General features: G+C 37.2%; 15 protein-coding genes. 6 read left to right on the forward strand and 9 right to left on the reverse strand.

Features of this window, described 5'->3' with window-relative positions:
• Positions 1-5 precede the first annotated feature (5 nt).
• A complete protein-coding gene (locus tag BUA96_RS03430; protein ID WP_072980357.1) occupies positions 6-365 on the forward strand; it encodes a DoxX family protein in 360 nt (119 codons plus the stop codon).
• A gap of 59 nt (positions 366-424) precedes the next feature.
• Here the strand turns inward: BUA96_RS03430 and BUA96_RS03435 are convergent, their stop codons facing one another.
• Complete coding sequence (locus BUA96_RS03435) at positions 425-1009, reverse strand: T9SS type A sorting domain-containing protein (RefSeq protein ID WP_072980359.1); 585 nt, start codon at positions 1007-1009, stop codon at positions 425-427.
• A 218-nt stretch (positions 1010-1227) separates the two neighbouring features.
• On the opposite strand from BUA96_RS03435, the gene BUA96_RS03440 reads away from it, so the two are divergent.
• Both BUA96_RS03440 and BUA96_RS03445 read left to right on the forward strand, forming a co-directional pair.
• Positions 1228-2106 (forward strand): AraC family transcriptional regulator, encoded by an 879-nt coding sequence (locus tag BUA96_RS03440; protein WP_072980361.1) that lies wholly within the window; start codon positions 1228-1230, stop codon positions 2104-2106.
• A 282-nt stretch (positions 2107-2388) separates the two neighbouring features.
• Positions 2389-3255 (forward strand): helix-turn-helix domain-containing protein, encoded by an 867-nt coding sequence (locus tag BUA96_RS03445; RefSeq protein ID WP_072980364.1) that lies wholly within the window; start codon positions 2389-2391, stop codon positions 3253-3255.
• A gap of 30 nt (positions 3256-3285) precedes the next feature.
• Here BUA96_RS03445 and BUA96_RS03450 read toward each other — a convergent pair whose 3' ends face one another.
• The gene (locus BUA96_RS03450) at positions 3286-4074 is read right to left on the reverse strand and encodes a S1/P1 nuclease (RefSeq protein ID WP_072980366.1); all 789 of its coding nucleotides are present in this window, start codon (positions 4072-4074) and stop codon (positions 3286-3288) included.
• A gap of 235 nt (positions 4075-4309) precedes the next feature.
• Here BUA96_RS03450 and BUA96_RS03455 point away from each other — a divergent pair, with 235 nt between their 5' ends.
• The 3 genes from BUA96_RS03455 (at position 4310) to BUA96_RS03465 (ending at position 6625) form a co-directional block, all read left to right on the forward strand.
• Complete coding sequence (locus BUA96_RS03455; protein WP_072980369.1) at positions 4310-4801, forward strand: hypothetical protein; 492 nt, start codon at positions 4310-4312, stop codon at positions 4799-4801.
• 3 nt (positions 4802-4804) lie between these two features.
• Positions 4805-5722, forward strand: a complete 918-nt coding sequence (locus BUA96_RS03460; protein ID WP_072980371.1) for an alpha/beta hydrolase — start codon at positions 4805-4807, stop codon at positions 5720-5722.
• A 147-nt stretch (positions 5723-5869) separates the two neighbouring features.
• Positions 5870-6625 carry a DUF4369 domain-containing protein gene (locus tag BUA96_RS03465; protein ID WP_072980372.1) on the forward strand — a complete coding sequence of 252 codons (756 nt, stop codon included), beginning with the start codon at positions 5870-5872 and terminating at the stop codon, positions 6623-6625.
• Between the two features lie 105 nt (positions 6626-6730).
• On the opposite strand, the gene BUA96_RS03470 is transcribed toward BUA96_RS03465, so the two are convergent.
• The 7 genes from BUA96_RS03470 to BUA96_RS03500 all read right to left on the reverse strand — a co-directional run.
• Positions 6731-6997, reverse strand: a complete 267-nt coding sequence (locus tag BUA96_RS03470) for a hypothetical protein (protein WP_072980373.1) — start codon at positions 6995-6997, stop codon at positions 6731-6733.
• Between the two features lie 41 nt (positions 6998-7038).
• Complete coding sequence (locus BUA96_RS03475) at positions 7039-7983, reverse strand: type I phosphomannose isomerase catalytic subunit (RefSeq protein ID WP_233430603.1); 945 nt, start codon at positions 7981-7983, stop codon at positions 7039-7041.
• Between the two features lie 72 nt (positions 7984-8055).
• Entirely contained in the window at positions 8056-8469 is a 414-nt protein-coding gene (locus BUA96_RS03480; protein WP_072980376.1) for a 6-pyruvoyl trahydropterin synthase family protein, read from the reverse strand.
• Positions 8469-8987, reverse strand: a complete 519-nt coding sequence (gene idi / locus BUA96_RS03485) for an isopentenyl-diphosphate Delta-isomerase (RefSeq protein WP_072980378.1) — start codon at positions 8985-8987, stop codon at positions 8469-8471. The genes BUA96_RS03480 and idi overlap by 1 nt, the downstream gene beginning before the upstream one ends.
• Before the next feature lie 109 nt (positions 8988-9096).
• Positions 9097-11013 carry an OmpA family protein gene (locus BUA96_RS03490; protein ID WP_072980381.1) on the reverse strand — a complete coding sequence of 639 codons (1917 nt, stop codon included), beginning with the start codon at positions 11011-11013 and terminating at the stop codon, positions 9097-9099.
• A 16-nt stretch (positions 11014-11029) separates the two neighbouring features.
• A complete protein-coding gene (locus tag BUA96_RS03495; protein WP_128755752.1) occupies positions 11030-11974 on the reverse strand; it encodes a PorP/SprF family type IX secretion system membrane protein in 945 nt (314 codons plus the stop codon).
• Between the two features lie 41 nt (positions 11975-12015).
• On the reverse strand, positions 12016-13401 hold a 1386-nt coding region (locus BUA96_RS03500), incomplete at its 5' end, for an Ig-like domain-containing protein (RefSeq protein ID WP_139248993.1).

The raw sequence follows: 13401 nt of genomic DNA on the forward strand, positions 1-13401 counted from the left end.
ATATTATGCATTATCCTTGGCATCTCTATTTAATGGCAGTTATGTACATAGTCGCCGGTCTAATGCATTTTATAAAGCCCAGAGCGTATATGCGCATTATGCCGCGCTACCTTCCTGAACATAAAAAATTGGTCTTTTTAAGCGGGTTTGCCGAGATCCTATTAGGTATAGGCATTTGCATACCCCTATTTAAGAATTGTGCAATCTACGGTATCGTAGCTATGCTCATTAGTTTTTTTCTTGTACACTTTTATATGCTTTCTTCTAAAAAAGCAGGAATGAATTTACCTAAATGGCTACTTTGGGCACGTGTAGGCTTGCAATTTCTTCTGATTTACTGGGCGCTCTTCTATCTAAAATACTAAACAAAAAAAAGCCTTGTTGCAGTCGCAACAAGGCTTTTCTAATTACTAGGGTTATAAAATTATTTGATAGCGATTTGCTTTGAGAAATAATCTTTCCCAATTGAGACACCAATTCTGTAGTTTCCAGCAGGCAACTCTTCAAAGTTAAGAGCTTGCTTAACTACTAGGTTTGTATCAGACATAGACTCAATGATTGCACCAGTCTCGTCATAAACACGTGTAGTCGTTTTTACTTCTTTAGGGTTTGTAAATGATATCATTACAATGTCATTCTCAACGCGGTAATTAGGCTTAAAGATGGTTTTACTTTCATCTTTAACAATGTCTAATCCTTTAAACTCTTTTTTGATCGTAGTGTATGATTTAGCATAATCATCCTCATAGATCAAGTAGTATTTACCTACCGGTAATTCTTCTAAGCTTAAAGTTTTAGAATCATTAGCTACACTTCCTGCATACTCACTGTAAAGACGTTCTCCGTCAACATCCTCAAGATAAATCTGAGCTCCCTCAATTGCATTAGTGTACTCTACTTTTACCATAAAGTTTTCATTCACTGTAACTGCAATTCCGTCTGCTGCATTGGCGTTTAGAGTAAGGGCTAAAGTCAATGCGAATACCAAAGTTTTAATAGTTGTTTTCATAGGTTTGGTTTTTTGTGAGTGATTTAATTTATTCACATTACAAATGTATGGCGCAAAACCAGCCTGAAATAGAACCCATTGTGCAATTTTATGTGCTATATTAACCTTAAACCAATATTAAAATTTAAATTTGTGAAAAACCTATATATTTAGGTTAATATAGCATAAGTCACAGGTTAAAGCCTTGGCTACCTTTATACTAAATTAACAGGAATACTATGATAAAATCCCCAAAACCAGCCTTTGAGAAAATAGAACCAGGTTTTGGAAGCTCTTTTTCCTACCGTACTTACGATGAAAATCACGAAAACAACAGTCATAATTTCTGGCACTATCACCCTGAACTTGAGCTTGTTTACGTAAAAGGAGGTACCGGCAAGCGCCAAGTAGGCAGTCACATCTCTTATTATAGAAACGGTGAACTCATACTTATTGGTTCTAATTTACCCCACTGCGGCTTTACAGACTCCTTGAATAACTACGAGCGCGAAACAGTGATTCAGATGCGTCCGGACTTCTTAGGTGAGTCTTTTTTTAATATTCCTGAAATGCGCAGCATCAAAGCCCTGTTTGAGCGTGCTAAAATGGGCATTGTTTTTCATGGAGAGCTTAAACGAATCATAGGCTCTAAGATCGAAACTTTAAAGTCGCTTTCTAATTATGAACGTCTTTTAGGCCTTCTGGATATCTTAAAACAATTAGAATCTGCAGAAAAGTATACGGTACTTAATGCTCAGGGCTTTATCCTAGAGACCGAACTTCAAGACAATAACCGCATCAATATTATCTTCAATTTTGTCAAAGAAGAGTTTAAACGTCAGATCACACTCGAAGAAATTTCAGAATTGGTGAGTATGACCGTTCCGGCGTTTTGTCGCTACTTTAAAAAAATTACAGGAAAGACCTTTACTCAATTTGTAAATGAATATCGACTGGTGCACGCGGCCAAACTACTTCACGAAAAGCCCATAAGTATTACTGATGTTTGTTTTGAAAGTGGCTTTAACAACTTCAGCCATTTTAACAAACAATTCAAAAAATTTACGGGAAAAACACCTTCAACCTATAGAAACGAGTTGAAATTCATTGTTTCTTAGGGATTTATAAATTTTTAACATTGCCAACTAAATCGAGTAACTACACTAACTCACAGTAATTTAGAGCGGAGTCATTGATTTTTAACTATTTATTTAAAAATTATTGACACTTAAATACCTAACTTCAACATACTGAATTACAGTTATTTTAAAGATTTAGACTCAGAATAAATTAGAGAACTAGTATAAGCTCTAGTAAATTTCTATAAAATTTCTTGTAACTTTTACATCAGTCTTTAGACAAATTTTCACCCCTTATTTAATTTAAATCCTACAAGTGCCATGATACAACTTAATTGGCAGGACATATTTATCATTGATCGATTTTCTACGTCGAGATGGGATGCTGTAAATAAAGGTGACATTTATTTTCAGATCTTGTTTATTGAAGAAGGTAGTGGTCGTATTACAATTGATCACAAAGTGACCTCTTACAAGAGTCGTGATATTTTTGTCTTTGCAAAGAATGAAGTCCCAGACATCAAAACTCACGAAACTACAACGTTTATTATTTTTAAATTCACCGATCTGCTTTTCTCAAGTAAGGTGAGTTTACCAGACAAACAAAACTGGTTACGTCGTAGTGAATTTATTCTTAATCATCCTAAACGTAAATTTCAAGAAGCGCTTAAAAATATTGAAGATCGTGACCTTATATGGCGTATTCTATTTTTTATCAGAAAAGAAAACACGGCCAAGGAGCAATATTATTTGCAAATTATTGCCAATATGGTAAGTACGATACTCAGTATAATCGCTCGAAATGTTACTGAGAAGAATCCGGAGCATATTACCCCAAAATCTACAAAGAAAAATGAGCGTATTGATGAGATCTATGCGTACATCAGGTATAATATTTATGATACCAATTTACTCAAGATTTCTGCAATTGCTAAGCACTTTCATATAACGAGTAGTACACTCAGCAATTACTTCAAGAAAGAAACAGGAAACTCATTGCACAATTATATCTTACTGTACAAGTTAGAAATTGCCAAAGACCGTCTTTTAAATTCTGACTTTACGGTTTCGCAAATAGCGATCCAATTAGGCTTTACAGATGAAAGTCATCTTACCCGTATCTTTAAAAAATATTGCGACGCAACGCCGAAACAATATAAAGATAGCCACGTACTGGCTGACGAGTAAGCGGCTAGAATTTCTTAAGGTCTTAACTTGCTATTTAAAAATCTCATTCAAGACAGCTGCCAGGCGCACGCCGCCTTTTTGAAGCTGCTCTTGAATAATATGGTAGTTATCTGCTTGATAGCGATAACTAAGCTTCTCTCCTATTTCTGCAGATGCATAAACCATTTCCGCGAGATCCTGGCCTTCACTAACCCAGTCTAATACATCACCTGAAGTAAGTGCTTTATATTCGGTTTTTGAAACCTCACCAAAATTAGTCGCTAATTCACTATAAGACATCCCATAGCTTTCGATCATTTTGGTGTCCCAAAGCGAGTGTAAATTCGTACCGTCATTAAACCAGCGTACTTGAAAATCATTTCCGCCTTTATCTTCGGCGTGACCTAAATGTAAAGGTTGGTGCAAGTCTCCAATAAAATGAACGAGCATTTTTAAATAAAAGGCTTTTTCTTCCTCTGACGTCTCATCAGAAAGTAAAATTTCCTTACAAGTTCTTATTCCTTGTACAAGATCGCCATATTCATTTTTATCAGCTTCAGCATAGGTTAAGCCAGGTGCTATATTTACGTAATGCCAGCTGCTGTACTTTCTATATTCTTCATAGCTTTTGATTTCATCTCCATAAGTTGAAACAGTAACTAAGGTTTCTGCACCCAAAAGTTTTTCAATTGCCTTTCTAGTTTTCGGTTTTAAGTATTTAGTCGCTATTGCAGCTACTGCACGGTGGCCTTTACTTCCCCAATCTTCGTCGCTACCCATTGCTTTTACGTTAAAAGCTAAACTCAATATAATACCAAATGCTAAAAGTCTTCTTTTCATTGTTGCTAATTTTCGGCAAAAATAAGCCATCACACTTCTTTACCCGCACGCAACTAAGGTTAATTTGGAATATGAAATTAAATTAAAAAAGCGTCGTTATAGACCTACATTAATCAGAGACTTCCTTCTGCGGTCAAACTTTTAGCCTTATCTTATCTTAAAATTTGTGTAAGACTTTCATCAACTAAATATCTTTGTTTTAGTTTGTGGCATTATTTTTAATAGATTATTCTGTATGAAAACATTTAAAGAAATACAGCGATTTGATCAATGGTGGTTACGCTTACTCCTTGTAGTTATTCTAGCAATTGCCGTAAGTCCGCTTGTTTTAGATTGGGATAATTTAAAATTTTCTAAGTTCGAGATTGCTTCTGTGATTCTCAGCATTTTAGTGATTTTAGGCCTCTTTCTTGGCTTTTGGTATATCTTCAAATTAGAAACCACAATAGACGAAAAAGGAATTACGTATCGCTTTGTTCCTTTTCATATCAAGTCAAGGTTTAAAGCTTGGAGCGAAATCAAGAGCGCCAAGATTCGTAAATACAATCCTATCAGAGAATACGGCGGTTGGGGCTACCGTATTTCATTCACTAAGCGAAAAGCCCTAACTACCAAAGGAAGAAAAGGGCTGCAATTGGTTTTTAACGATGGTAATGAGCTACTACTAGGCACACAATATCCCGAGAAAATTGAAGCCTTATTAATGCACTATTCAAAATTGAAATAAGGTATGCGGCTTGTTTTTATTATAGGTCTGTTGTTAGCGGTTAGCACTGCTCACAGCCAAGACCCCACATCTTCTGAAATTCGAATTAATGAGTTTATCTCCGGGACACTGCTTCAACCTGTAAAGCAAACCGATACGTTGGCCATTATAATTGCCGGTTCAGGACCTACAGATCGCAATGGCAATCAGCAAATGATGCAAAATAATAGCCTCAAGCAACTAGCGCAGCAGCTTACCAAAAACGGTTTTGCTACGTTTAGATATGACAAACGCCTTTTTGCTTTGATGCGTCAAAATGCATTGATAGAAGAACAACTCAACTTTGATAATTTTGTTAGCGATGCTGCTTCCACGGTAAATTATTTTGAGCAAGATTTTAAAACAATTGTATTGATCGGGCATTCTCAGGGAGCCTTAATTGCAAAGCTCGCTGCACAACAGACCAAGGTCAGTAAGTTGGTTTCTCTTGCCGGCGCCGGTCAGGCGATAGATCTTGTAATTCTTGATCAAATCAAAAAGCAAGCTCCCGGTTTGGCAGAAAATGCGCAACAAGCGTTAACCGATTTAAAAGAGACCGGAAATTCTAAAAACTATAATCCTGCTTTAGCGTCCATTTTTAGACCCTCAGTGCAACCCTTTATGAAAAGTTGGATCAAATATGATCCTGCCGAAGAGATCAGCGCGCTAGATATCCCTATACTTATTGTTACGGGAACTAAAGATCTTCAAGTTCCACTTAAGGAAGGCGAACTTTTAAAAGAGGCGCAACCCAAGGCAGAATATGCAATTATTGAAAGTATGAATCACGTTCTCAAAACCATTGAAGGTGATGATATCGAAAATTCAAAATCTTACAACGAAGCATCCCGACCGATCAATACCGAATTGATCAAAGAAATTACCAGATTTATCAGAGAGTAACGTTAGTTCCAAGGTAAAACATAGATGAAGCAATTGTACATTTTTCCGCTGTACAATAGGCTTGTTCATAATTTGACTTCAGTAAACGCCCCTGCACTAGTATTTAAAGAAGAATTTAGGCATATTTGCAACCTAAAATGACAAAAAATGCAAATTAGATCGGCTATTCTTGGCCTCGTATGTTTATTAGTCCTTGCAAGTTGTGGTAAGGATGGCGACTTCACACTTACCGGAAAAATTAATGGTTTAAAAAAAGGAAAGATTTATTTACAGCGTATTGAAGACACTTCGCTTGTAAATATAGACAGCGTTATTGTAGATGGAAATCCTGAATTTGAATTCATTACTGATTTAAAAGAACCGCAAATTGTTTACCTCACCCTTGAAAAGGTAGACGCTTATGAGTACGACGATCGCATCATGATTTTTGCAGAACCAGGTGAAATGACTTTAAACACTTCGCTAAAGAATTTTGAAAGTCAGGCAGCTATTACCGGTTCGCAAAACCAACAAAAACTGGACGAATATTCAAAAGTCATTCATCGATTTAATGATAAGAATCTTGATTTGATCAAGAGAAGTTTTGAGGTAAGAAAAGAAGGCATCGAAGACTCGATCATTTATTACGATACGCAACTTCAGAATTTAATGAAGCGCAAGTATTTATATACAGTTAATTTTGCTATTACCAATAAAGAATACGAGATCGCACCATACCTCGCTGTTTCTGAAATATTTGATGCCAATATTAAATATTTAGATACTATCTATACTTCGCTAAAACCTAAAGTACGCAAATCTAAATATGGTAAAGCGCTTAAAGACTATATCGAGGAGCGTAAAGAAACTAACGCAAATGAGGCGACTACAACTACGATTGACTCAACCGTAGTTGAAGAGTAAAGAGAGGAAAGTTTATTGTTTGATATGCTGACCAAACGTTCAGCGCATAAAAAAAGCCCTTAACTTTTGAAGTTAAGGGCCTTTTCATTTTAGGGTGAACCTTAATTACAATGCGTTCACTCGGTCAATTAAAGCCTTACCGCGCTCTTCTAATTCTGCGTTAACCGCTTTTAGATGTTTACGTCTGTTTTCAACTTTATTGTTATTTACTTTTGCGATAAGTTCGTCAAAGGTCACAATAGCATCATCTACAATAGCTTCAGCTTCTTTCTGATCCTCTTTAGGATTAATAGCCTCCCAAATGTATACTGCGTCGATAATATCGCCTAAAACAAAGTTTATATCTTTCTTAAGATCTCTAATACTTGCCATAATAAAAATTTTTGCAAAAGTACATCTAATTTTTAAAGCGGTTACAAGTAAACTTCGAGAATCTCACAAGATTCTGCGTCTAAGGTAACCTCGTCACTAGCAGCAGGAATTAACAGCGTTTCTCCGGCGTTTAAACTACCTTCAATCTCACCGTCAGAAAAGTTAAGCGATCCGCTTACAACAATTATAATTGTAAAAGTATCTGTACGTGCTATAGAATATGGTTTAGTAAGTTTTACCCATTCCGTTTTGAAATAGGTGTGACGTTTAACGACTTGAGGAGTGTTTGTTACGCTTCGATCGTATTCTAATTTAAAATCCTGAGTGGTTTCAAAATCTAGTACTTCTCGCGATTCTTTGACGTGAAGATCTCTTAAGTTCCCTTCATCATCCTTTCGGTTATAATCATACACACGGTACGTCACGTCTGATGTTTGCTGAATTTCGGCTAACAATACACCACCACCTATGGCATGAATTCTACCGGCATTGATAAAGAACGAATCGCCTTCACTCACTATATGTTGATCCATTACTTCTTCAATACTTAGGTCATCTATGCGCTTATCATATTCCTCCTTGGTGATTTTCTGGTTGAAACCTACGGTGAGCTTAGCGCCTTTGTCAGCTTGCATGATGTACCACATTTCGGTTTTACCAACACCCGTAGGTGAAGTTTCGTCTGTAGGGTGCACTTGTATCGAAAGATCAGAAGCAGCATCAATAAATTTGATCAACAACGGAAAATGCGGACCGAATTTATCATAAACCTTAGCTCCTAATAAAGCCGCTGGGTTTTCTAAAATCGCTTCGTTAAGTGTTTTGCCTTGTAGAGCGCCATTACTCACTGTACTCTGCCCTTCTTCAAGATCAGCTATTTCCCAGCTCTCCCCCATTTTTGCGGTGGCGCTGTTTCCTTTATTAAATAGTTTGTTTAGTTTTTGACCTCCCCAGATTTTTTCTTTTAGGACAGGTTGAAAAGTCATTGGATAAACCGTTTTACTCATAATGGTATTGAAATGAGCCCTAAGGCTTTTTGATTAGTTTGCTTCTTATAATTATTCTCCAGAATAGGTTACTGAATTGCGTGGGGTTTCATAAAGGGTTACTTCGATCTTGAAGGTCTCAGAGAGGTGCCTTTTTAATCTATCATAAATCACCACACAGATATTTTCTGCAGTAGGATTTATTGTTGAAAACTCAGGTACGTCAAGATTTAAATTTTTGTGATCAAACGGCTCTTCAACCTCTGCTTTGATCAAATCTTTGAGCACTTTTAGATCAATCACAAAACCAGTTTCAGGATCAATGGGGCCGGTAACGGCTACGATAAGTTCATAGTTATGCCCGTGGTAATTAGGATAGCTACATTTCCCGAAAACTTCAAGATTCTTAGCATCGTCCCAATCGACTCTGTAAAGCCGATGCGCAGCGTTAAAATGCGCTTTACGCTTCACTGTAACCTGTTTCATTAGCGTTCTATCTGATTGTAAAATTTGTCAAATATGATCTTAAACCATTCGGTATACTGTTCAGGATGTACTTTCATATCCTTTTCAATATCTTCTAGAGACATCCATTTCCATTCTGAAACTTCATCAGGATTAATATTGGGCTCATCATTATAATCTCCTAAAAGGATATAATCATATTCATGTTCCGTCAAACCATTATCAAATGGCGCCTTGTAAATAAAAGATATGTTCTCAGTAAGCGAAGTCGTAAAGCCCATTTCTTCCATCAGACGTCTTTTCCCGGCCTCTACGTTAGTTTCTCCTTCCCGTTGATGACTGCAGCACGTATTTGTCCATAATCCCGGAGAATGATATTTATGTGCCGCTCTGCGTTGAATCATTAATTGATTCTGATCATTGAAAACAAATACCGAAAATGCACGATGCAGTAGCGCTTTCTCATGCGCTTCCATCTTAGGCATCAAACCTACTTGACGGTCGTTTTCATCAACCAAAATCACCAATTCTTCTTTCATAAACTTGTTTTAGTGGTAAATGTACAAATACAAACCCCCTGTAACAATAGAAAAAGCCTTCTAAATTTAGAAGGCTTCTCAGGGTTTGTTATGTTAGATGCATTGACAATTAATAGTCTTGAACAATAAACTCACTACGTCTATTGAGTTGATGTTGCTCTTCGGTACACTGTACGCCATTGCTACACTCGTTGAGCAATTGAGTTTCTCCATAACCACGACCGGTTAGACGCTCTCTAGAAATTCCTCCCTCTTCTACGATATAGTCAATGGTAGATTTGTTACGTCTTTCTGATAACGCAAGGTTATAAGCGTCGTTCCCACGACTATCTGTATGAGAACGCACATCTATGCGCAATTCAGGATATTCCTTCAAAATTTCGATAACCTTTGCTAATTCTACAGCCGCATCTGGTCTGATGTACGATTTATCAAAGTCGAAGTAAATTGGATTGATCAATTTGCCAAGATCAAAATCAGGTGGTATCTGTGTTATCGAAGGCTCTAATTCTAGAACCACGCTTACCTCACTGCTCGAAGAAGGAATTTTAACCAGTTTCTCATCAGTTAAATAACCTTCCATCTCCCCGCGTATAAAGTATTCTTTGTCACACTCTGGATCGTTGTAAGCAAAGGTCGCGTCTGGAGCCTCAGCAATTCCTGAAACAACAAGATTATTCTCTGTATCTCTTACACCTACCATTGCTCCGTTAAGTGGCTCTTTAGTATTCTTATCAATAACATTCACAATGAGCGTGCTTTCGCAAGCAGACTGTATAAAGGTATATATATCATCATCAAGCGGATTGTTAGCTCGGTTGGTTGCAAAAAAGCCTCTACCGGTTTCGCTATTAATGATAAATGTAAAATCGTCTTTTACACTGTTTACAGGGGCACCAATATTTTCTAGGCTTTCATCTTCAAAATCATATACGTAAACATCTAGACCTCCCAAACCGGCACGTCCATCAGTTGAAAAATACAATTTACCCTCTTTGCTAATAAAAGGAAAAGTCTCACGTCCCGGAGTATTAATCTTATCTCCTAAGTTTTCAACCTCTCCAAATGTACCATCCTCGTTTAGAGCAATTTTCCACAAATCAGATTCACCGTAAGTTCCGGGTCTATCCGATGCAAAATAAAGGGTTTTACCATCTGTTGAAAGCGCAGGGTGTGCAGTGGAAAAGCCATTGTCATTAAATGGAAGCTCTTCTACGTTATTAAAACCATCTCCATTACGCTGTGCCTTATAAAGCTTCAATCTATTGGTATTGTTGCTATCAGCCTTATAGGTATCGTTAGTAAAATTATTTCTGGTAAAATAAAGCGTATTTCCATCAGTACTTAGTAAAGCAGTACTTTCGTGAAATTCAGTATTTACACTACCTGGTAATTTAGAAGCCGTGGCAACCTGATTGTTTTCATCAATATCACCTACGTATAGATCAAGGAAGGGTTGGTCATTCCATTTGTGAATACGCTTTGTGAATGTACCGGTATCACGAGTAGATGCAAATAAAAGCTGCTCTCCGTAAAAAGAAGGAGCAAAATCAGAAAATTTAGCTGCATTCACTTTTAGCTTTTCAATCTCAAAAGTTGCGCTACCATTTTCTATTTCTGAAATGCTTTGACTGCTGTATATATCATCAGAACTACTCACCGCTTCTTGATACAGCGCAATCATCTCAGTAGATTTGTCATATTGCTTTTCTGCCCTTAAGGCCTGCGCATATCTAAAATATTGGTAAGGAGTCACTTCCTCCGGGTATTTCTCAACTAGTTTAGTATACCAAGTTACTGCCTCTTTATAGTCAGCGTTATAGTAAAAACTATCTCCCAGTTTTGAGAATAGGTCTGCAGACTCGTAACCTTCTTCTGCCACACGCAAGTAAATCTTTTGAGAATCTACAAAAGCGTATTGATCAAATTTTTTGTTTCCCTTAGCAATCTCACGTTCCTGAGCATAAACACTATCAAAACTAAAAGCAATAGCTAAGAGTAGAATGACTTGTAATAATTGTTTCATAGGGGCGTATTTTTAATTAAAAGAATCGTGGTGTTAACATACGGTTGTATTCTTTAAATAATTCAAAACGTAAAAATACTTCATAAGTTCCATTATTGTAAGTCGCATTCCCTAAATCTGTTGATTCTCTGTCATATGCGAAGCCAATAAGCAAACCATCATTCACCTGAAAAGCCGCTAAAGCACTCAATGCAGCACTCCAACGATAGGAAGCTCCTAAGGTCAATTTATCATACAATAAAAAGTTTGCATTCACATCTACAGAAAGAGGTGCTCCTGCAACCATCTTAACCAATGTCGAAGGTTTAAATTTTAGATTTCGGTTGAGATCAAATACATAACCTGCTAAACCATAATAGTGAATTTCTTCTTCAGAAACAAAGGTTTGTGCTCCTTGTGAACCGCTTCGGTCAAAATGGTCAGTACGCAATAACTGCGGAGCGGATAACCCACCGTAAAATTTAGCATCGTGATAAAAGATACCAACACCTACGTTTGGCGAAAGCTTATTATCAATACTCACTAAAAAAGGATCATTTTGGTTAAATGGATTGGTTCGGCTAAAATCGACATCTAATAAATTCAAAGAACCTTTCAATCCAAAACTGAATTTACCCTCAGCACCCGTATCTATGGTATAACTAAAATCAGTATTAAAATAGGTTTCTCGCGCAGGTCCCAAAACATCATTAACCAAACTAAAACCTAGTCCGACTTTTCCTAAACCTATAGGACTATGAACCGCAAGGTTTTGAGTGCTAGGCGCACCATCGAGACCTACCCACTGACTGCGGTGTAACAGCAAAATACTGGTTACCCCACGGTTCCCCGCATACGCGGGGTTGATCACCAAAGGGTTGTACATATATTGCGTGTATTGCGGATCTTGCTGACTGTATCCGCTTAAAGAAATAAGCAGTACAAAAAGAAGAACCAACTTACCCAAATTTCTTTTTACCATATGAAGTCGTTTATTATAAATACTCATTGAGTAATTCAATTTTAATTAATGTAAAGGAATGAGGCTTTACGTCTCACCTGACCACTATCAGGGTCAGCATATTCAATCATATAATAATAGGTTCCTGTAGGAAGACGCTCTCCTCGGCGTACAGTAGCACGACCATCTGAGAAGCCTCTAAAGACATTATCATTATTGATACTATATCCTTCTGTACTAAATACCTCTATTCCCCATCTGTTAAAAATCTGAACCTTATTATCAGGGAATCTATCAATATTTTCAATCATAAAAATATCATTAAGACCGTCTCCGTTAGGCGTCATTACGTTGTAAATAACAATGTCTTCCTCTGCTAAAACATTTGGTATTATTGTAACCGTAACGTCATCTGGTTCTCCATCATTATCTACATCTTCATCATCACTATTATTTGGATCATCAGATAAATCTTCAATTACATCTCCATAAGGATCTACACCACTTACTAAAGCCTGATTTTCTACAAACAATTGCTCAATATCTGCTTGAGTTATTGAATAAATAGCAGTAAACGTGGTTGCATCTACTTCGCCCGGCTCAAGTGTGATTGGGCCTCCTACAACATCTACTAGCGGATCTTCAATAACAATATCTGAAATTGTAGACTCTCCTGTATTATATACGGTAAATGTATAGGTAATGGTTTCACCAACTTGTGGTCTTTGATCACCATTTTCATCATTGAATATTCCAACTTTCTCCAAACTTAAACTTGCAACTGGAGGCACTATATCACTTCCTCTTACTGAGATGTATACCGTTGCAACATCTGTCGCCACAGGAGTTCCGTTATCTGAAATTTGATACGTGAACTGATCTGTTCCAATAAAGCCATCATTTGGAGTATAGGTAAATGAACCGTCTTCATTAATTATCAAGCTTCCATCCTCAGGGCCGTTAGCAGGAGATACTGTAATATCAACTAGCTGTGTTTGCCCTTCAGGATCAAAGTCATTATCAAGAACATTTCCAGTAATAGCTGCATCAATTAAGCCAAAGTAAGCATCATCATTCGCTACGGTTGTGTTGCCACTATCAGGAGTCACTTCAATGGTAACCGTACCTGTAGCACACTCTCGAGGCTCTCCGTCGTCGCATACGGTGTACTCAAAACTATCTTCCCCTACAAAGTCAGGCTCTGGAGTATAAGTGAATGTTCCGTCAGGATTAACCGTTACACTTCCGTTTGTTGGTTGTGTGTTACTTGTTACTGTAATGGTATCACCATCAGGATCAAAGTCATTTACTAATACATTACCCGTTGCAGGTACACCAGATTCTGTAATAGCGGTATCATCATTAGCAACCGGAGGTTCATTAACATCCAATTCATCTTCAATAGGTAATACCTGAATGATCACATCTGCACTATCACAAGCCTGTGG

The organism is Leeuwenhoekiella palythoae (assembly GCF_900130045.1).
GTDB classification, from domain to species: domain Bacteria; phylum Bacteroidota; class Bacteroidia; order Flavobacteriales; family Flavobacteriaceae; genus Leeuwenhoekiella; species Leeuwenhoekiella palythoae.

What these genes read in the sequence shown, in the direction of transcription:
- BUA96_RS03430 (WP_072980357.1), top strand. Translation starts at nt 6, where the DNA reads ATGCATTATCCTTGGCATCTCTATTTAATGGCAGTTATGTACATAGTC.
- BUA96_RS03435 (WP_072980359.1), bottom strand. Translation starts at nt 1,009, where the DNA reads ATGAAAACAACTATTAAAACTTTGGTATTCGCATTGACTTTAGCCCTT.
- BUA96_RS03440 (WP_072980361.1), top strand. Translation starts at nt 1,228, where the DNA reads ATGATAAAATCCCCAAAACCAGCCTTTGAGAAAATAGAACCAGGTTTT.
- BUA96_RS03445 (WP_072980364.1), top strand. Translation starts at nt 2,389, where the DNA reads ATGATACAACTTAATTGGCAGGACATATTTATCATTGATCGATTTTCT.
- BUA96_RS03450 (WP_072980366.1), bottom strand. Translation starts at nt 4,074, where the DNA reads ATGAAAAGAAGACTTTTAGCATTTGGTATTATATTGAGTTTAGCTTTT.
- BUA96_RS03455 (WP_072980369.1), top strand. Translation starts at nt 4,310, where the DNA reads ATGAAAACATTTAAAGAAATACAGCGATTTGATCAATGGTGGTTACGC.
- BUA96_RS03460 (WP_072980371.1), top strand. Translation starts at nt 4,805, where the DNA reads ATGCGGCTTGTTTTTATTATAGGTCTGTTGTTAGCGGTTAGCACTGCT.
- BUA96_RS03465 (WP_072980372.1), top strand. Translation starts at nt 5,870, where the DNA reads ATGCAAATTAGATCGGCTATTCTTGGCCTCGTATGTTTATTAGTCCTT.
- BUA96_RS03470 (WP_072980373.1), bottom strand. Translation starts at nt 6,997, where the DNA reads ATGGCAAGTATTAGAGATCTTAAGAAAGATATAAACTTTGTTTTAGGC.
- BUA96_RS03475 (WP_233430603.1), bottom strand. Translation starts at nt 7,983, where the DNA reads ATGACTTTTCAACCTGTCCTAAAAGAAAAAATCTGGGGAGGTCAAAAA.
- BUA96_RS03480 (WP_072980376.1), bottom strand. Translation starts at nt 8,469, where the DNA reads ATGAAACAGGTTACAGTGAAGCGTAAAGCGCATTTTAACGCTGCGCAT.
- idi (WP_072980378.1), bottom strand. Translation starts at nt 8,987, where the DNA reads ATGAAAGAAGAATTGGTGATTTTGGTTGATGAAAACGACCGTCAAGTA.
- BUA96_RS03490 (WP_072980381.1), bottom strand. Translation starts at nt 11,013, where the DNA reads ATGAAACAATTATTACAAGTCATTCTACTCTTAGCTATTGCTTTTAGT.
- BUA96_RS03495 (WP_128755752.1), bottom strand. Translation starts at nt 11,974, where the DNA reads ATGGTAAAAAGAAATTTGGGTAAGTTGGTTCTTCTTTTTGTACTGCTT.